The following is a 17,635-nucleotide window of genomic DNA, read 5'->3' on the forward strand; positions in this document are numbered from 1 at the left end:
GAACCAATGATCGAGTCACTCAAATACATACCGCAGCCAAAAGCCACGAACGAAGAGCTGGCCGGTCATTTCACCGACCTGGCGCCGCCCTTGAACGCGCGCCAGGCTGCGATTGAAAGTTCGCGCTGCCTGTATTGCTACGACGCGCCGTGCACGCGCATCTGCCCGACCGGCATCGATGTCGCGAGCTTCATCCGCAATATCCATGACGGGAACGTGAACGGCGCCGCGGTCACCATCCTGCAGCAGAACATCCTCGGCGGCAGCTGCTCGCGCGTCTGCCCGACCGAAATCCTGTGCGAAGACGCCTGCGTGCGCAACCATGACGCGGAAGGCCAGCCGGTGAAGATCGGCCTCCTGCAGCGCTTTGCACTTGATAATGCCACGCTGGACGGCCATCCATTCAAGCGCGCACCCTCGACCGGCAAGAAGATCGCAGTAGTAGGCGCCGGGCCCGCAGGCTTGTCCTGCGCCCACCGCCTGGCCATGCTTGGCAACGACGTGGTGATCTTCGAGGCGCATGAGAAATCCGGTGGCCTGAATGAATACGGCATCGCCAAATACAAGCTGACCGACAATTTCGCGCAGAAGGAAGTGGACTTCCTATTGGGGATCGGCGGCATCGAAGTGCGCCACGGGCAGAAGCTGGGCGCCAACCTGCACCTCAAAGAGCTCCATGCGCAATACGATGCGGTATTCCTCGGACTCGGCCTGGGCGCCAGCCGCGCGCTTGGCCTGACCGGCGAGGATGCTCCCGGCCTGATGGCAGCAGTCGATTACATCGCCGAACTGCGCCAGGCGGACGACCTGGCGAGGTTACCGGTGCCGCGCCGTGCCATCGTGATCGGCGCAGGCAATACTGCTATCGACATGGCGGTGCAGATCCAGCGCCTGGGTGCGGAAGAGGTGACGATGGTCTATCGCCGCGGCTTCGACGCCATGAGCGCTACCCATCACGAGCAGGACATCGCCAAGGCCAACCAGGTGCGCATGCAGACCTGGGCGCAGCCGCAGCAGGTGCTGCTGGATGAGGCGGGCCGCGTGCGGGGCATGCGCTTCGAGCGCACGGCGATGGAAGGCTCGCGCATGATCGGCACGGGACTGACGTTTGAATTGCCGGCCGACGCGATCTTCAAGGCGATCGGCCAGGCGATGGATTCGTCCGCGCTGGCTGACCCGCTGGCAGCCATGCTGAAACGCGATGGCGACAAGATTCATGTGGACGACAGCTTCCGCACCATCCTGCCGGGTATCTATGCCGGCGGCGACTGTGTTTCGCTGGGCCAGGACCTCACCGTGCAAGCGGTGGAGCACGGCAAGCGCGCCGCGATGGCGATCCATTCCGACATCCAATCGAAGAAGGGGGCAGCATAATGGCCGACCTGAGCGTCAATTTCTGCGGCATCAAGGCGCCGAATCCATTCTGGCTCGCCTCCGCACCGCCTACCGACAAGGCGTACAACGTGATCCGCGCCTTCGAAGCGGGGTGGGGCGGCGTGGTCTGGAAAACGCTGGGCGAAGATCCGCCTGCCGTGAACGTGTCTTCGCGCTACTCCGCCATCTACGGAAAGAATCGCGAAGTGCTTGGCTTCAACAACATCGAGCTGATTACCGACCGTTCGCTGGAATTGAACCTGCAGGAAATCACGGAGGTGAAGAAGGCGTGGCCTGACCGCGCCATCGTGGTTTCGCTGATGCTGCCTTGCGAGGAACATTACTGGGCCGCGATCCTGCCGAAAGTCGAAGCTACGGGCGCCGACGGCATCGAGCTGAATTTTGGCTGCCCGCACGGCATGCCGGAGCGCGGCATGGGTTCCGCAGTCGGCCAGGTTCCGGAATACGTGGAGCAGGTGACGGCGTGGTGCAAGAAGCACACCAGGCTGCCGGTAATCGTGAAGCTGACGCCGAACATCACCGATATCCGCCGCCCGGCGCGTGCTGCCAAGGCCGGTGGCGCCGATGCTGTTTCGCTGATCAACACCATCAACTCCATTACCTCGCTGGACCTGGACAAGATGGTGGCCTTCCCCAACGTGGGCGGCGCCAGCACCCACGGCGGCTACTGCGGCCCGGCCGTCAAGCCGATTGCGCTGAACATGGTGGCCGAGATCGCGCGTGATCCGGAAACGCGCGGCCTGCCGATATCCGGCATTGGCGGCATTGGCAACTGGAAGGATGCGGCCGAATTCATCGCATTGGGCGCCGGTTGCGTGCAAGTCTGCACGGCTGCGATGTTGCACGGCTTCCGCATCGTGCAGGAAATGAAGGACGGCCTGGCGCGCTGGATGGACTCCAAGGGCTACCAGACGCTGGACGACTTCATGGGCAAGGCGGTGCCGAACACCACGGACTGGAAGTTCCTGGATATGAACTACAAGTCCATCGCCCATATCAACCAGGACGACTGTATCAAGTGCGGCCGCTGCTATGTGGCCTGCGAGGATACGTCGCACCAGTCCATCTTCCAGTTGATCGATGAGGCGACCGGTACGCGGACGTACAAGGTCAACGACGAGGAATGCGTCGGCTGCAACCTGTGCGAAATTACCTGTCCGGTGCAAGGTTGTATTACGATGGTCGCAGTCCCCACGGGCAAGCCTTACATGAACTGGACACAGGACCCGCGCAACCCGCGGGCCGAGATCAAGGAGACTGCATGAGCGACAATTCCCAGTTGTGGAACGAAGACCTGGCCCCGACCAATGAATCGCAGCGCACCTGGCGCTGGTATCACTTCGCTGCACTCTGGGTTGGGATGGTCATGTGCATCCCCGCCTACACGCTGGCGGCCAGCCTGATTGAAGGCGGCATGTCGGCGGGACAGGCTGTCCTCACCGTTTTCCTGGCCAATACCATTGTGCTGCTGCCGATGCTGCTGATCGGCCACGCCGGCACCAAGTATGGCATTCCGTACGCGGTGCTGGCGCGGGCCTCGTTCGGCACCTCCGGCGCGCGGCTGCCGGCGCTGATGCGCGCCATCGTGGCCTGCGGCTGGTATGGCATCCAGACCTGGTTCGGCGGGCAGATGATCTATACGCTGCTGGGCGTGATGATGGGCAGCGAGATCGGCGGTGCAAAGATCGGCGGCCTTGGCATCAATGGCGCCCAGCTGCTCTGCTTCATTGCCTTCTGGGCGATCCAGTTCTGGTACATCGTGCACGGCATGGATGCGATCCGCAAACTGGAAACCTATACCGCGCCACTGAAGATCATCATCTGCTTCGTGCTGCTTGGCTGGGTGTACCAGAAGGCGGGCGGCTTCGGTACCTTGCTGGAGCAGCCTTCGCAATTCGTTGAAGGCGGCAAGAAGGCCGGCCAGTTCTGGCCGACGTTCTGGCCTTCGCTGACAGCGATGATCGGCTTCTGGGCTACGCTGGCTTTGAATATCCCGGACTTCACCCGCTTCGCGAAAACGCAGCGCGACCAGGTGCTGGGGCAGTCGGTCGGCCTGCCGGTGCCTATGGGCCTGCTGGCGGCGCTGGCGGTGATCGTTACGTCCGCCACGGTCGTCTTGTACGGCAAGGCGATCTGGGACCCGGTTGACCTGGCCAGCCGCATGACCGGCGTGGCGGTGCTGGTCGCGCTGGTGGTCCTGTTGATCGATACGATCTCGGTCAACCTCGCGGCCAACCTGGTTGGCCCCGCGTATGATTTTTCCGCCCTGGCGCCAAAGCATATTTCCTATCGCACCGGCGGCTACATCACGGCCGGAATCGCGCTGGCGATGATGCCATGGAAGCTGCTGGAAACCACGCAGGGCTATATCTTCACCTGGCTGATCGGCTATTCGGCCCTGCTTGGCCCGATCGCCGGCGTGCTGATCGTCGACTATTACCTGATTCGCAAGACGGAGCTGAACGTCGGCGCGCTGTACGTCGACAACGGCGAATACAGCTATACAAACGGCTGGAATTCCGCTGCACTGCTGGCCTTCGCGTTTGGCGTAGCACCCAACGTGCCGGGCTTCCTGAATGCCGCCTTTCCGGCATCGTTCGGCGATGTCGGCGAGGGCTTCAAGCTGATTTATACCTATGCATGGTTCGTCGGCATCGCGATCGCGGCGCTGGTGTATGGCATCTTGATGAAGGGCAGGGCGGCCAAGGCCGTACCGCCACCCATTCCGGAGAAAGCATAAATGGCAACTTTGATTCGTGGCGGGACTGTAGTGAACGCGGACCGTGCCTTCCGCGCGGACGTGCTGTGCGAGGAGGACAAGATCGTCGCAGTTGGTCCCGCGCTTGAAGCGCCGGCCGGGGCGGAAGTGATTGATGCAGGCGGCCAGTACGTCATGCCGGGCGGGATCGACCCGCACACGCACATGAACCTGCCTTTCATGGGCACCGTCACCCAGGACGATTTTTTCACCGGCACCGCAGCCGGTCTTGCGGGCGGTAACACGACCATCATCGACTTCGTCATTCCCAACCCGCAGCAGCCGCTGCTCGAGGCTTACCACCAGTGGCGCGGCTGGGCCGAGAAGGCGGCCGGCGATTACACCTTCCACGTGGCGATCACCTGGTGGTCGGACAAGGTGCACGAGGAAATGGGCACGCTGGTGCGCAACCACGGCGTCAACAGTTTCAAGCACTTCATGGCGTACAAGAACGCCATCATGGCGGACGACGAAACGCTGGTGAAAAGCTTCCGCCGTGCACTGGAATTGGGGGCAATCCCGACTGTGCATGCCGAGAACGGCGAGCTGGTTTACCAGCTGCAGCAGGACCTGCTGCGCCAGGGGATTACCGGCCCGCGTGCGCATCCGCTGTCGCGCCCTCCAGCCGTGGAGGCGGAAGCGGCCAACCGCGCCATTGCCATTGCCAACGTCTTGAACACCCCGCTGTACATCGTGCACGTGTCGTGCAAGGAATCGCTGGACGCGATCACCCGCGCCCGCGCCGCAGGCCAGCGCGTGTATGGCGAAGCGCTGGCCGGCCACCTGATCGTGGACGACAGCGTGTACGACCATCCAGATTTCGAGTTTGCGGCAGGTCACGTCATGAGCCCTCCGTTCCGCAGCCGCGAGCACCAGAAGGCACTGTGGCAAGGCCTGCAGGGCGGCAACCTGCACACTACGGCGACGGACCACTGCACCTTCTGCGCCGAGCAGAAAGCGGCGGGGCGCAACGACTTCACCAAAATCCCCAACGGCTGCGGCGGGGTCGAAGACCGCATGGCGGTGATCTGGGACGAAGGCGTCAACAGCGGCAAGCTGACGCCGTCGGAGTACGTGCGTGTAACGTCCGCCAATGCGGCGCAGATCTTCAATATCTATCCGCGCAAGGGCCTGGTTGCCGCCGGCTCTGACGCGGATATCGTAGTGTGGGACCCGGAAGGCACCCGCACGATTTCGGCCAAGACACAGTTCGCAAAGGGCGGCTTCAACGTCTTCGAGGGACGTACAGTCAAAGGGATTCCAAGCACCACCGTGGCGGCCGGCAAGGTCGTGTTCCATCGTGGAGATTTGCGGGCAGTCGAAGGCGCCGGGCGCCACGTCGACCGTCCCGCTTTTGCGCCCGTAACGGCGCGCTAAGGAGTGCATCATGAGCGATCTACGTATCAATAGCGACCGCCTGTGGGATTCGCTGATGGAACTGGCCAAGATCGGCGCGACGCCGAAAGGCGGCGTCAAGCGCCTGACGCTGACGGATCTCGACAAGCAGGGGCGCGACCTGGTGACAAGCTGGGCGCGCGCCGCCGGCTTGTCGATCACGGTCGACCAGATCGGCAACGTCTTCATGCGCCGCGATGGCGAAGACAACACGCTGCCGCCCGTCATGACCGGCAGCCATATCGACACGCAGCCGACCGGCGGCAAGTTCGATGGCAACTATGGCGTGCTGGCGGGGCTGGAAGTGGTCCGTACCCTGAACGACAAGGGCATCAAGACGCGTGCACCGGTCGAGGTCGCGTTCTGGACCAACGAGGAAGGCTCGCGCTTTGTACCCGTCATGATGGGCTCTGGCGTATTCTGTGGCGCCTTTACGCTGGAACATGCGTACGCCGCCAAAGACACTGAAGGCAAGACAGTAGGCGAGGAGCTGGAACGCATCGGCTACAAGGGCGACCAGGTGCCCGGCCAGCATCCAATCGGTGCATACTTCGAAACCCACATCGAGCAGGGGCCTGTGCTGGAGGATGCCGATAAAGTCATTGGCGTCGTGCCCGCCGTGATGGGCCTTTCGTGGTACGACTGCACGGTGACCGGGATGGAGGCCCATGCCGGCCCGACTCCAATGCACTTGCGCAAAGACGCGATGCAGGTGGCGGCACAGATCATCCCCGAGGTGGTGGCAATTGCCAACCGCTACCCGCCATACGGCCGCGGTACGGTCGGCATGATGCAGGTCTTCCCTAACAGCCGCAACGTGATTCCCGGCCAGGTCAAATTCAGCATCGACCTGCGCAATGTGAACGACGAGCTGCTGAACAAGATGCACGAAGACATGCTGGCCTTCATCGACAAGACTTCCGCTGAGACGGGCCTGCCTGTCAAGATCGAGCGTGTGTCGTACTATCCGCCATGCCCGTTCCATCCAGACTGCGTTGGCGCTGTCCGCAAGGCGACCGAGAAACTAGGCTATTCCACCATGGACGTCGTTTCCGGTGCGGGCCACGACGCAATCTATGCGGCCCGTGTCGCTCCCGCTGGCATGATTTTCGTCCCCTGCAAGGATGGCATCAGCCACAACGAAATCGAAGACGCCAAGAAGGAGCACCTGGAGGCAGGCTGCAACGTGCTGCTCCACGCTATGCTGGAGCGCGCCGGTATCGCTTGACTTACCTCAACAGCGCGGCGGTATCTACCTTGATATGTATCGGTGCCGGCATATAGTGAAGTTATGGCAGATACCGCAAAACTCTTCTTTACCGGGCGCAGCCAAGCTGTTCGGTTGCCCAAGGATTATCGCTTCGAGGGGACTGAAGTGTTCATTCGGCGCGACCCGGTGACAGGCGATGTAATTCTGTCCCCCCGGCCGACTACTTGGGACGGGCTGTTCGCACTTTACGAAACCACAGTTGTGCCAGCAGACTTCATGAGCGGAATTGAACGTGGTGCACAAGAAGGGCAGCGCGATCCATTCGATGAAAATTCATGAGACCGCATCTGCTCGACACCAATATCGCGAGTCACGCGATCAGAGGCGATAAGCCTGGCGTCATTACCCGACTGGCGCTGTTGCCGTTGAGCTCAGCTTTCGTTTCGGTAATCACAGAAGCGGAACTGCGGTACGGCCTTGAGAAATGTGGGAATCCAGACGGCCTCGCTGCCCGCATCAATGCATTTCTGGTGCGTTCAACTATCTTGCCCTGGACCAGGGATGCGGCGATGGCTTATGCGTATCTGCAGGCCAAATACGAGCGCAATGGCCATCCATTGGCACGAATGGATATGTTAATTGCGGCCCATGCCTGTGCCCTCGGAGCAATCCTGGTGACACGCGACAAGTCGTTCGCAATGCTGAGCGCCGATCTGGAGATTGAGGATTGGCCTGACTAATTCGTTACCTGCCGAAGGCGATACGGGTGATGGCGACCGTCGCTTCGTGCGCAAGGTCCTCCAGTTCTTTATGCTGCGGGCGGGTCTCGGAGATGAACAGCATTGTCCCCAGCATCTGCGCCACGATCAGCGTGCCGCGGATTTCGCATTGCTGCATCGACAGGGCTGGATCGATTTCGTGGATCAGGTTGCGCAGCGTCCGGCGGGCGCGGGTCATCATCGTGTCGAACAGCTTGGTGGCCACCGGGTGGCGGTTGGCCAGGGCGGCGATTTCGAAGAACAGGCCGCTCGACACCTGGTCGCGCAGGTCGGCCAGGAAGTAATCGATGATCGATTCAAACAATTCCACGCGCGGACCGGTACCGGCTGCGGCAACACGTTCGTCGATGCCTGCCTGGTAGCGGGCAAAAGTCTGCTCCAGCAGCGCTTCGATCAGCGCATCCCGGCTCGGGTAATAGTGCTGCACCGTCGACAGGCTTACCCCCACCTGCTGCGCCACGCTGCGCATTGCCAACGCCGCATAACCGTCGTGCGCCAACAACAACCGCGCCGCCTCCAGGATGGCGCTGGCGCGCTCAAACCCTTTGGTGGTGGTGTTGGATTCTTTTGCCTGCAGGGGCGTGTCTGACCTTTTCCTCATAAGACATGAATTATCCCGTCGATTGACAAATAGGTCAACTGACCGATACTATTTCGGTCGACTGACCTATAACTTCCAACGGAGACCACGCCTGATGATCCCTCGCACCTTATTCACCGAAGAACACGAGATGCTGCGCGAATCCGCGCGCCGCTTCATGGAAACCGAGATCGCCCCGCACCACGAGCGCTGGGAAGAGCAAGGCTATGTTGATCGCGATGCCTGGCTGAAGGCCGGCGCTGCAGGCTTCCTGTGCCCGACCATGCCGGAGCAGTACGGCGGCGTTGGCGTGGACCGCCGCTACAGCATGGTGCTGATCGAAGAACAGGCACGCGTCGGTGCGTCCGGCCCCGGCTTCATGCTGCATTCGGAAATCGTGGCGCCCTACATCCTGCACTACGGCAGCGAGTACCTGAAGTCGCATTACATTCCCAAGCTGGCGACCGGCGAGATGATCGGCGCCATCGCGATGACCGAACCGGGCACCGGCTCCGACCTGCAGGGCGTGGCGACCACCGCGATCCGCGACGGTGACCACTACATCATGAACGGCTCCAAGACCTTTATCACCAATGGCTGGAATGCCGACGTGGTGATCGTGGTTGCCAAGACCGATCCGACTGCCGGCGCCAAGGGCATCAGCCTGTTCGTGGTCGACACTTCGATGGAGGGCTTCAGTAAGGGCAAGCGCCTGAAGAAGGCAGGCATGAAGGCGCAGGACACCTCCGAGCTGTTCTTCGAAAATGTGCGCGTGCCGGCGAAAAACCTGCTGGGCGAGGAGGGCGCGGGCTTCAAATACCTGATGCAGGAACTGCCGTGGGAGCGCATGCAGATCGCCATCATGGCTGTGCAAGCTGCTGAATCGGGCCTGGAATGGACCGTGCAATACACGCGCGACCGCAAGGCTTTCAAGCGTCCGATCGCTGAGTTCCAGACCATCGCCCATACGCTGGCCGAGATCAAGACCGAGGTGCAGATGTGCCGCGTGTTCGTCGACCGTTGCATGGAGCTGCTGATCGAAGACAAGCTGGATGCCGCCACAGCATCCATGGCTAAATACTGGACCACCGAGATGCAATTCCGCGTTCTGGACAAGTGCGTGCAGCTGCACGGCGGCTATGGTTATATGTGGGAATACCCGATCACCCGCGCCTGGGCCGACGCACGCGTACAGCGCGTGTACGGCGGCACCAACGAAATCATGAAAGAACTGATCAGCCGCACGCTGTAAGGAGACCAGCTTGGAAGCTTACATCTTTGACGCCGTGCGCACGCCGCGCGGCAAAGGCAAGAAAGACGGCTCGCTGCACGGCGTAACGCCGCTGCGCCTGGCGGAGACTGCGCTGCGCGCGCTGGTCAGCCGCAACAACTTCGACAGCGCGATCATCGACGACGTGGTGCTCGGTTGCGTGGAACCGGTCGGCGAGCAGGGCGCCTGCATCGGCCGGGTTGCCGCGCTGGCTGCCGGCTACGCCGAATCGGTCGCGGGCGTGCAGATCAACCGCTTCTGCGCGTCCGGCCTGGAGGCCTGCAATATGGCGGCGGCGCAGGTGATGTCCGGCCAGTCCGATATGGTGGTCGGCGGCGGCGTGGAAGCGATGTCGCGCGTGCCGATGGGTTCTTCGGGCGGCGCCTGGCCGGTCGACCCGCAAAGCGCTTTCGATTCCTACTTCGTGCCGCAAGGGATTTCGGCGGACGCGATTGCGACCATCTGGGGCTATAGCCGCCGCGATGTCGACGCCTACGCCGTCGAATCGCAGCAGCGCGCGTATCGCGCCTGGCAGGAAGGCCGTTTTGCACGTTCCGTGGTGCCGGTGGTGGACCGCAATGGCCTGACCATGCTGGCGCGCGATGAGCTGGTGCGTCCCGAAACTACCGTTGAATCGCTTGGCGCGCTGAAAGCATCGTTCGCCGACATGGGCGCCAACTTCGGCTTCGACTTGGTCATCACGCAACGCTATCCGCAGATCGAGCAGATGCAGCACGTGCACCATGCCGGCAACAGCTCCGGCATCGTGGACGGCGCCGCAGCGGTGCTGATCGGCACGCGCGAATCCGGCGAGCGCGCCGGCCTCAAGCCGCGTGCCCGCATCCGTTCCTTCGCGTCGATCGGCAGCGAACCTTCCATCATGCTGACCGGGCCAAGCTACGCTGCCGAGAAAGCGCTGAAGCGCGCCGGCATGAAGGCTTTCGACATCGACCTGTACGAACTGAACGAGGCATTCGCCTCCGTGGTGCTGCGCTTCATGGAAGTGATGAACGTGCCGCACGGGAAAATGAACGTCAACGGCGGCGCCATTGCCATGGGACACCCGCTGGGCGCAACTGGCGCAATGATCCTTGGCACACTGCTGGACGAGCTGGAACGCCGCAACCTGCAAACCGGCCTGGCCACGCTGTGCGTTGGTGCCGGCATGGGCACTGCCACCATCATCGAGCGCATTTAAGGGAGGCAGACAATGATTGATTACAGCCTGGATTCCCACGGCATCGCGACCCTCAGCTGGAACATGCCGGGACGCAGCCAGAATGTGCTGAACGAAGAAAGCTGCAGCGCGCTGTGCGAACTGGTAGACCGCGTGGCCGCGGATGCTGCCGTCAAGGGCGTGCTGATGACGTCCTCCAAGCCGGACTTCATTGCTGGCGGCGACCTGGAGTGGCTGCTGTCCGCCAGGACCGCCGAGGTTCTGTTCGAACGCGTCGTGTGCCTCGATCGGGCGCTGCGCAAGCTGGAGACTTGCGGCAAGCCGGTCGCGATGGCGCTGCCAGGCACCACGCTTGGCGGCGGCCTGGAGGTGGCGCTGTGCGGCCATTACCGCGTGGCGGCTGACAATCCGAAGGCCCGTTTCGGCCTGCCTGAAGTCACCCTTGGCCTGTTGCCGGGCGGTGGCGGAACGCAGCGCTTGCCACGCCTGGTCGGCATCCAGAAATCGCTGCCGCTGCTGTTGGAAGGCAAGCGCCTGACTGCCGGCGCTGCGCGTGAGCTGGGCATCCTGAATGAAGTAGTCCCTGCTGGCACCGAGCTGGTTGCGGCACGCGCATGGGTCGAAAGTGCGATCCCTGCGGGCGGCGTGCATCAGCCCTGGGATGCCAAGGGCTTCAAGATTCCGGGCGGCGCCGTGTCCTCGCCGGCAGTGCAGCAGGTCTTCATGGCGGCCAACGCCATGTTGCGCGCCAAGACCTATGGCAACTATCCGGCGCCGCGCAATATCCTGTCCTGCGTGTATGAAGGCCTGATCACGGACCTCGACACCGGCTTGATGACGGAAGCGCGCTATTTCGTGCAAACCGTGTTGTCGCCGGAAGCGAAGAACATGATCCGCACGCTGTTCTTCAGCATGAACGAGGCGAACAAGCTGGCTTCGCGTCCAAAGGATGTGCCGCAGCAGAAGTACACCAGGATCGGCGTGCTGGGCGCCGGCATGATGGGCGCGGGCATCGCCTATGTCGCCGCCAAGGCGGGTATCGAGGTAGTACTGGTCGATACCGCGCAGGAGGCCGCAGAACGCGGCAAGGCCTACTCGGCGGGACTGCTGGCGAAACAGCAGCAGCGCGGCCGGGTCAGCGCCGACAAGGCGGAAGCGCTGCTGGCGCGCATCACGCCGACCACCGACTTTGCGTTGCTGGCAGGCGCTGAACTGGTGGTGGAGGCAGTGTTCGAGGATCGCGGCATCAAGGCCGACGTGACGCGCCGCGCGGAAGCGGTACTCGGAGCCGACGCGATCTTCGCGTCCAACACTTCCACCTTGCCCATCACCGGCCTGGCAGAAGCGAGCGCGCGGCCGGCCAACTTCATCGGCCTGCACTTCTTCTCGCCGGTGGATCGCATGGCTATCGTTGAGATCATCGTCGGCAAGCAGACTTCCGATGCAACGCTGGCGCGCTCGATGGACTTGGTGCGCGCGCTGGGCATGACGCCGATCGTGGTCAACGACTCGCGCGGCTTCTACACCAGCCGCGTATTCTCGACCTATGTGCTGGAAGGCCTGGCGCTGCTGGCGGAGGGCGTGGCGCCCGCGCTGATCGAAAACGCCGGCCTGCAGGCTGGCATGCCGGTCGGTCCGCTGGCGCTGACCGATGAAGTCTCGTCCGAATTGATCTGGAAGATCGACCGCCAGACCCGCCTTGACCTGGGCGATGCCTACAAGGCGCGTCCGGGCCACGAAGTCGCCGCACGCATGGTGGAGCTGGGCCGCATCGGCAAGAAGGCCGGCAAGGGTTTCTACGACTATCCGGAAGGCGGCAAAAAGGTCCTGTGGAGCGGTCTGGCGGAGCTTTTCCCCCGTGCCGAAGTTCAGCCCGACGTGAGCCAGGTGGTCGAACGCCTGACCGTGGTGCAGGCCGTCGAAACCGCGCGCTGCATGGACGAAGGCGTGCTGCGTTCTGCGCGCGACGCGGACGTCGGTGCTATTCTCGCATGGGGCTTCCCGCCATTCCGCGGCGGTCCATTGAGCATGATCGACCATGCCGGTTCGGCGGCCTTCGTGGCGCAGTGCGAACGCCTGGCGGCCGCCCACGGCGACCGCTTTGCGCCACCTGCGCAGTTGAAGGCGATGGCCGCTACGGGTGCGGCTTACTACACGGAGCGTTGAGATGGGTGTGCTGTCCGGCGTCAGGATTATCGAAATTGCGGGCATCGGCCCGGGTCCGTTTTGCGGCATGCTGCTGGCGGACCTGGGCGCGGACGTGATCGTCGTGGAGCGTCCCGGCCCGGCGGAGATTCCGACCGCCGGCATCCTGCGCCGTGGCAAGCGTTCGCTGGCGCTGGACCTCAAGGAACCCGGCGCGATCGACACCGTGCTGCAATTGATCGAAGACGCGGACGGCCTGATCGAAGGCATGCGGCCCGGTGCGATGGAGCGCCTTGGCCTGGGTCCTGAGGTATGCCTGGCGCGCAATCCTCGCCTGGCCTATGGCCGCATGACCGGTTGGGGCCAGGACGGCCCGCTCTCGCAGTCGGCCGGGCACGACAACAACTACATCGCGCTGTCCGGCGCGCTGCATTACGCTGGGAGCGGCGAAGCGCCACCGGTCGCACCGCCAACGCTGGTAGGCGACCTTGGCGGCGGCGCGCTTTATCTTGCGCTGGGCATTGTCTCCGCTATCCTGCATGCACGCGGCGGCGGCAAGGGACAAGTGATTGATGCCGCCATCGTCGATGGCTCGGCGCACTTGATGAACCTCCTGCTTGATTTGTCCGGCGCGGGCCTGATGCGCGAGCAGCGCGGCACATCGGTGCTGGATGGCCCGCATTGGTTCAATACTTACCGTTGCAAGGACGGGCGCGACATCACGGTCGGTGCCCTGGAAGCCAAGTTCTATAGGCTGCTGCTGGAAAGACTCGGCCTGGCCGGAGATCGCCGCTTTGCGTCCCAGCACGCGGCGGGCCAATGGCCGCTTCAGCGCGCCGCGTTTGCGGAGTTGTTTGCGATGCGCACGCGCGACGAATGGTGTGCCCTGCTGGAGGGCAGCGACGCCTGCTTCGCTCCAGTGCTGGCGCCATCGGAAGCGGCGCAGCATCCGCACATGCAGGCGCGCGGCGTTTATTCCAGCGAAGGCGTATTGCAGGCGAACGCCGCGCCGCGGTTCTCCGCCACGCCGGCACCGGCGGCGCCAAATGCGATTCCCGCCATCGGCCAGCACAACGAGGAAATCTTGTCGCGGCTTCGCTGATGGCGCTAGAATCCCCTATTTCATGAAATTTAAACAACTCCTGCTGGCGCTGCCGCTTGCGTGTCTGATGCACCTCGCCTCCGATGCCATGGCCCAGCCCTCGCCTGAGTCGGCCCTGGTGCAGGCGCGCGCCGGATTCACCACCAAAATTATTCGCCAGGGCGAGAAGTTCCCAGCCCTCCCTGCGCCACCGGCAGGTGTCTTCGAACGCGTGCACTACAAGTCGCCGGCTGGCGCCCTGGCAGCTTATGTCACGCCGAAGCCGGACGGCAATGGCAAGTATCCCGCAATCATCTGGATCGCCGGCGGCGACAGCAGTTCGCTGGAAGAGATGTGGAAGCCGAGGCCGCGCGAAAACGACCAGAGCGCAGCGGCCTATCGCAAGCCCGGCCTCGTGCTGATGCTGCCAAGCCTGCGCGGCGGGAACGACAATCCGGGCCGGCGCGAAGGCTTCTACGGTGAAGTGGATGATGTGATCGCGGCCGCGGATTACCTGGCCAGTTTGCCGTATGTGGACCCGCAGCGTATCTACCTGGGCGGGCACAGTACGGGCGCAACCTTGGTGATGCTGGTCGCAGAAAGCACGAAACGGTTCCGCGGCGTCTTTGCTTTCGGGCCGGTAGCGGCGGCGCATTATTACGGCGAAGACTACAACTACTATGACATCAAGGATATGCAGGAAGCGAAGCGCCGCGCTCCGATCCTGTGGATGGATTCAGTCCGCAGTCCGCTGTTCGTACTGGAGGGGGCCGTTGGCGGCAACGTGCAGGACCTGCAGGAAATGCGACAGAAGAACAAGAACAAGGCCATCCGCTTCATGGAAGTGGCGAACAAGTCGCACTTCAGCATCCTTGCTCCCGCCAACGACATGATTGCGGCAAAAATTGTCTCCGCCGCGCGTAGTGGCGGCGAAGTCGATATCAGCCCGGCAGATATCAGCGACCTGTCGCAGCGCCGCTAACGAAACTGCGGAGGAAGTCGAGCAGCACCTGCGCTGCGACTTCCGCATCGTCGGCGGTCATGGTCTCCAGCGGGTTGTGGCTGATGCCGCCGTTGCCGCAACGTGTGAACAACATGCAAACGTCGGTGATTGCGGCAATCGCCATCGCATCGTGGCCGGCGCCGGACAGCAGGTCGAATCGTGGCAGGCCGCTGCGCTGGACTGCATCGCCCAGCTGCTGCATCAGCCACGGCGCACATGGGGCGGCCTTGGCTTCGACAATCTTCTCCACCTTGAATTCGATATTGCGCCGCGCGCAAATTGTCGCCAGGCCGTCCAATACATCGCGCACCGCCGCCTCGCGCACTGCATCGTCGGCAGCGCGGATGTCGAGCGACAGCTTGCAGGCGCCGGGAATGACGTTGACGGAACCGCCCGGCACCTGGAGCTGTCCGACCGTGCCGACCAATGCTTCGCCCCGTGCGCAGCGCTGCTCGACCAGCAACACGATCTCGGCTGCCGCCGCGGCTGCGTCTTTGCGCATATGCATCGGCGTGGTACCGGCATGGCTGGCGACGCCGTGCAGCTCGACCAGGAAGCGCGAACTTCCCGCGATGGCCGTTACAACACCGACTGGCAGGCCCCGTTCCAGCAATACCGGGCCTTGCTCGATGTGGACTTCGACATAGGCGGCGATATCCTCGCGCCGCCGCGCTATCGCAGGAATGGCTGCCGCGTCGTGGCCAGCGGCGGCCAGTGCGTCGCGCATCCTGATGCCGTCGGCGTCCACAGCATCCAGCAGGGACATGTCGAACTTGCCGGTGACCGCATTACTGCCGAGGAAGGTGCTGCGGAAGCGCACGCCTTCTTCTTCCGCAAAGCCGATCACCTCAAAATTGAACGGCAGCCTCTCGCCCTTGGCGTGCAGGTGGCGCACGATTGCGATCGGCAGCAGGATGCCAAGCCGGCCATCGTACTTGCCTCCGTTGCGCACCGTGTCGTAATGGGAGCCGGTGAGGACGGTTTTCGCGCCCGGCGCGCCGGACTGGTAGCGGCCAACGACGTTGCCGACAGCATCAATCTCGACCTGCATGCCGGCCTCGCGCATCCAGCTGGCCAACTGCGCGGCGGTGGCGCGGTGGGCATCGGTCATGTAGGCGCAGGTGAGGGCGCCAGCCTCGTCGCTCCACTGTGCCAGGTCTTCCGACCATTGCATGATCTGCGGGCCGAACTCCAGCTTCACGCCCAGCAGGTCGTTCAAGCGTATTTCGGCAATGCGGTGGATCTGGCGCAGGCACTCCGCCATTTCGTCGGCCTTCTGGTTTTTCAGGCGGCGCGCGAAGGCGGCGATGACGGCTTCACGCGTCAAGCCTTGTCCAGTCGGGCCTTTGACCGCCAAGATGAACGGGAAGCCGAACTTCGCGTTGTAGTCGGCGTTCAGCTTGTGCAGGGTGGCGAATTCCTCCGCGCTGCACAGGTTCAAGCCGGACCTGGCCTGTTCGCTGGTTGATTCGGCTGTCAGTTCGCCTGCGATGGCCGCCTTGCCCGCCAGTTCCGGGTGCGCGCGGATCAGGCCAAGCTGCTCGCCTTCAGTCGCGCTGGTGACCACGCCTTGCAAGGCCTGTTTCAACGCCGCCAGCGTCGCAAATGGCCGCTGCGCCGCCGCCCGATCCGGAATCCAGGGCGAATGCTCATAGATGCCGCGCAGGTGGTCGATATAAGCAGCCGGACTGCAGGAGTTCAGTTCAGTAAGAGTCGTGGTCATCGCATTTGTCCTATCTTGAACAATCGATCATACCCGGCCCCGAGCGCCCCGCCATAATCGCTCCTTTATACCTGCAATTATGAAAGTCGGGGTCAGGTCTGGCAATCCGCCACATTTTTCGCTATGCGAAAAATGTGGCGGATTGCCAGACCTGACCCCGACTTTAGACCTGACCCCGACTTTCAATTAGAGCGCCTTGGCGGCAGCGGTGACCTGGTCGCGCAGCCATTTGTGCTCGGGGGCCTGGTGCACACGCTCGTGCCACAGCTGGTAGAAGCGCATCGGCGGGAACTTGACCGGGGGCGTAAAGACCTTGAGCGGCAGCGAGTTTTCGTAGAAGCGCAGGAACTGGCGGCCGGTGGTCAGCACCAGGTCGGTCTGCGCCAGCATGTACGGGATCAGGCTGAAATAGGCCGATTCCACCGCCACATTGCGACGCATGCCCTGGCGCTCCAGGAAGGAGTCGATCACGCCGCCGTAGCCGGGCACCATTTGCGATGGTGCGACGTGGGGCAGGGCGAGGTAGTCGTCCAGCGACATCGCATCGCTGGCGGTGCGCTTGGCATAGGGGCTGCCGGCGTGCATGGCGCAGATGATCGGGTCTTCGAACAGCTTGGAAATGTGCAGGTGCTGCGGCGGCTCGTCCCAGTTGGCGATGACCAGGTCCATGTCGCCGTCCGACAGCAGCCGCAGATAGTCTGTACCGGGACCGATTGAGTGGATCACCACGCGGCTCCTGGGCGAGCCTCGGCGTAACAAGGCCACCACGTTCGGCAGGAACTGGCTGTCCAGGTAGTCGGGTGCGGCGATATTGAAGGTGCGCGCTTCCTCCTGCGCCACGAAGGGCGTCTTCTTCACGAACAGCGATTCCGTTTCGTCCAGGATGCGCTTGGCCGGCTTGAGCAGGCTTTCGCCGTGCTGGGTCGGCACCATGCCGCGCGCGCCGCGCACCAGCAGCGGGTCGCCGGTCAGTTCGCGCAGCTTGCGCAAGGACGCCGAAATGGAGGGTTGCGGCTGGTTCAGCTTGAGCGCCACGCGCGATACGTTCTTCTCGACCAGCAGCAGGTAGAGAATGCGAATGAGGTGAATATCGAGGTGTTGCGGCAGGCCGGACATCTT

15 protein-coding genes are annotated in these 17,635 nt (G+C 63.0%); 12 read left to right on the forward strand and 3 right to left on the reverse strand.

Annotated elements, in window-relative coordinates; all coding sequences use genetic code 11:
- Nucleotides 1–6: 6 nt before the first annotated feature.
- The 7 genes from ACN9MU_RS08355 to ACN9MU_RS08385 all read left to right on the forward strand — a co-directional run bounded on the left by ACN9MU_RS08355 (nucleotide 7) and on the right by ACN9MU_RS08385 (nucleotide 7,498).
- A complete protein-coding gene (locus ACN9MU_RS08355) occupies nucleotides 7–1,374 on the forward strand; it encodes an NAD(P)-dependent oxidoreductase (protein WP_426169541.1) in 1,368 nt (455 codons plus the stop codon).
- Nucleotides 1,374–2,660, forward strand: coding sequence for an NAD-dependent dihydropyrimidine dehydrogenase subunit PreA (gene preA, locus ACN9MU_RS08360; RefSeq protein ID WP_426169544.1), 1,287 nt, complete (start codon nucleotides 1,374–1,376; stop codon nucleotides 2,658–2,660). The genes ACN9MU_RS08355 and preA overlap by 1 nt, the downstream gene beginning before the upstream one ends.
- Nucleotides 2,657–4,135, forward strand: a complete 1,479-nt coding sequence (locus tag ACN9MU_RS08365) for an NCS1 family nucleobase:cation symporter-1 (RefSeq protein WP_426341621.1) — start codon at nucleotides 2,657–2,659, stop codon at nucleotides 4,133–4,135. The genes preA and ACN9MU_RS08365 overlap by 4 nt, the downstream gene beginning before the upstream one ends.
- Nucleotides 4,136–5,530, forward strand: coding sequence for a dihydropyrimidinase (gene hydA, locus ACN9MU_RS08370; protein ID WP_426337125.1), 1,395 nt, complete (start codon nucleotides 4,136–4,138; stop codon nucleotides 5,528–5,530).
- Between the two features lie 10 nt (nucleotides 5,531–5,540).
- The gene (locus ACN9MU_RS08375; RefSeq protein ID WP_426337126.1) at nucleotides 5,541–6,776 is read left to right on the forward strand and encodes a Zn-dependent hydrolase; all 1,236 of its coding nucleotides are present in this window, start codon (nucleotides 5,541–5,543) and stop codon (nucleotides 6,774–6,776) included.
- Between the two features lie 63 nt (nucleotides 6,777–6,839).
- On the forward strand, nucleotides 6,840–7,097 hold the full coding sequence (locus tag ACN9MU_RS08380; RefSeq protein WP_426337127.1) for an antitoxin: 258 nt from the start codon (nucleotides 6,840–6,842) through the stop codon (nucleotides 7,095–7,097).
- Nucleotides 7,094–7,498, forward strand: a complete 405-nt coding sequence (locus ACN9MU_RS08385) for a type II toxin-antitoxin system VapC family toxin (protein WP_426337128.1) — start codon at nucleotides 7,094–7,096, stop codon at nucleotides 7,496–7,498. The genes ACN9MU_RS08380 and ACN9MU_RS08385 overlap by 4 nt, the downstream gene beginning before the upstream one ends.
- 4 nt (nucleotides 7,499–7,502) lie before the next feature.
- On the opposite strand, the gene ACN9MU_RS08390 is transcribed toward ACN9MU_RS08385, so the two are convergent.
- Entirely contained in the window at nucleotides 7,503–8,138 is a 636-nt protein-coding gene (locus tag ACN9MU_RS08390; protein ID WP_426337129.1) for a TetR/AcrR family transcriptional regulator, read from the reverse strand.
- A 94-nt stretch (nucleotides 8,139–8,232) separates the two neighbouring features.
- Here ACN9MU_RS08390 and ACN9MU_RS08395 point away from each other — a divergent pair, with 94 nt between their 5' ends.
- The 5 genes from ACN9MU_RS08395 to ACN9MU_RS08415 are packed head-to-tail and all read left to right on the forward strand — an operon-like array spanning nucleotide 8,233 to nucleotide 14,772.
- Nucleotides 8,233–9,369, forward strand: a complete 1,137-nt coding sequence (locus ACN9MU_RS08395; RefSeq protein WP_426337130.1) for an acyl-CoA dehydrogenase family protein — start codon at nucleotides 8,233–8,235, stop codon at nucleotides 9,367–9,369.
- Between the two features lie 10 nt (nucleotides 9,370–9,379).
- Nucleotides 9,380–10,585 (forward strand): acetyl-CoA C-acetyltransferase, encoded by a 1,206-nt coding sequence (locus tag ACN9MU_RS08400; RefSeq protein ID WP_426337131.1) that lies wholly within the window; start codon nucleotides 9,380–9,382, stop codon nucleotides 10,583–10,585.
- 12 nt (nucleotides 10,586–10,597) lie between these two features.
- A complete protein-coding gene (locus tag ACN9MU_RS08405) occupies nucleotides 10,598–12,730 on the forward strand; it encodes a 3-hydroxyacyl-CoA dehydrogenase NAD-binding domain-containing protein (protein WP_426344413.1) in 2,133 nt (710 codons plus the stop codon).
- A 1-nt stretch (nucleotide 12,731) separates the two neighbouring features.
- Nucleotides 12,732–13,811, forward strand: a complete 1,080-nt coding sequence (locus ACN9MU_RS08410; RefSeq protein WP_426344414.1) for a CaiB/BaiF CoA transferase family protein — start codon at nucleotides 12,732–12,734, stop codon at nucleotides 13,809–13,811.
- A 22-nt stretch (nucleotides 13,812–13,833) separates the two neighbouring features.
- Nucleotides 13,834–14,772: an alpha/beta hydrolase family protein gene (locus tag ACN9MU_RS08415; RefSeq protein WP_426321653.1), complete on the forward strand. Its 939-nt coding sequence runs from the start codon at nucleotides 13,834–13,836 to the stop codon at nucleotides 14,770–14,772.
- Here the strand turns inward: ACN9MU_RS08415 and ACN9MU_RS08420 are convergent.
- A complete protein-coding gene (locus tag ACN9MU_RS08420) occupies nucleotides 14,747–16,516 on the reverse strand; it encodes an allantoate amidohydrolase (RefSeq protein ID WP_426344415.1) in 1,770 nt (589 codons plus the stop codon). The genes ACN9MU_RS08415 and ACN9MU_RS08420 overlap by 26 nt on opposite strands.
- Nucleotides 16,517–16,702: 186 nt before the next feature.
- The gene (locus ACN9MU_RS08425; RefSeq protein WP_426169578.1) at nucleotides 16,703–17,632 is read right to left on the reverse strand and encodes a LysR family transcriptional regulator; all 930 of its coding nucleotides are present in this window, start codon (nucleotides 17,630–17,632) and stop codon (nucleotides 16,703–16,705) included.
- Nucleotides 17,633–17,635 lie beyond the last annotated feature (3 nt).

This window comes from Pseudoduganella sp. R-32 (genome assembly GCF_049913245.1).
GTDB lineage: Bacteria > Pseudomonadota > Gammaproteobacteria > Burkholderiales > Burkholderiaceae_D > Rugamonas.

What these genes read in the sequence shown, in the direction of transcription:
- ACN9MU_RS08355 (WP_426169541.1), top strand. Translation starts at nt 7, where the DNA reads ATGATCGAGTCACTCAAATACATACCGCAGCCAAAAGCCACGAACGAA.
- preA (WP_426169544.1), top strand. Translation starts at nt 1,374, where the DNA reads ATGGCCGACCTGAGCGTCAATTTCTGCGGCATCAAGGCGCCGAATCCA.
- ACN9MU_RS08365 (WP_426341621.1), top strand. Translation starts at nt 2,657, where the DNA reads ATGAGCGACAATTCCCAGTTGTGGAACGAAGACCTGGCCCCGACCAAT.
- hydA (WP_426337125.1), top strand. Translation starts at nt 4,136, where the DNA reads ATGGCAACTTTGATTCGTGGCGGGACTGTAGTGAACGCGGACCGTGCC.
- ACN9MU_RS08375 (WP_426337126.1), top strand. Translation starts at nt 5,541, where the DNA reads ATGAGCGATCTACGTATCAATAGCGACCGCCTGTGGGATTCGCTGATG.
- ACN9MU_RS08380 (WP_426337127.1), top strand. Translation starts at nt 6,840, where the DNA reads ATGGCAGATACCGCAAAACTCTTCTTTACCGGGCGCAGCCAAGCTGTT.
- ACN9MU_RS08385 (WP_426337128.1), top strand. Translation starts at nt 7,094, where the DNA reads ATGAGACCGCATCTGCTCGACACCAATATCGCGAGTCACGCGATCAGA.
- ACN9MU_RS08390 (WP_426337129.1), bottom strand. Translation starts at nt 8,138, where the DNA reads ATGAGGAAAAGGTCAGACACGCCCCTGCAGGCAAAAGAATCCAACACC.
- ACN9MU_RS08395 (WP_426337130.1), top strand. Translation starts at nt 8,233, where the DNA reads ATGATCCCTCGCACCTTATTCACCGAAGAACACGAGATGCTGCGCGAA.
- ACN9MU_RS08405 (WP_426344413.1), top strand. Translation starts at nt 10,598, where the DNA reads ATGATTGATTACAGCCTGGATTCCCACGGCATCGCGACCCTCAGCTGG.
- ACN9MU_RS08410 (WP_426344414.1), top strand. Translation starts at nt 12,732, where the DNA reads ATGGGTGTGCTGTCCGGCGTCAGGATTATCGAAATTGCGGGCATCGGC.
- ACN9MU_RS08415 (WP_426321653.1), top strand. Translation starts at nt 13,834, where the DNA reads ATGAAATTTAAACAACTCCTGCTGGCGCTGCCGCTTGCGTGTCTGATG.
- ACN9MU_RS08420 (WP_426344415.1), bottom strand. Translation starts at nt 16,516, where the DNA reads ATGACCACGACTCTTACTGAACTGAACTCCTGCAGTCCGGCTGCTTAT.
- ACN9MU_RS08425 (WP_426169578.1), bottom strand. Translation starts at nt 17,632, where the DNA reads ATGTCCGGCCTGCCGCAACACCTCGATATTCACCTCATTCGCATTCTC.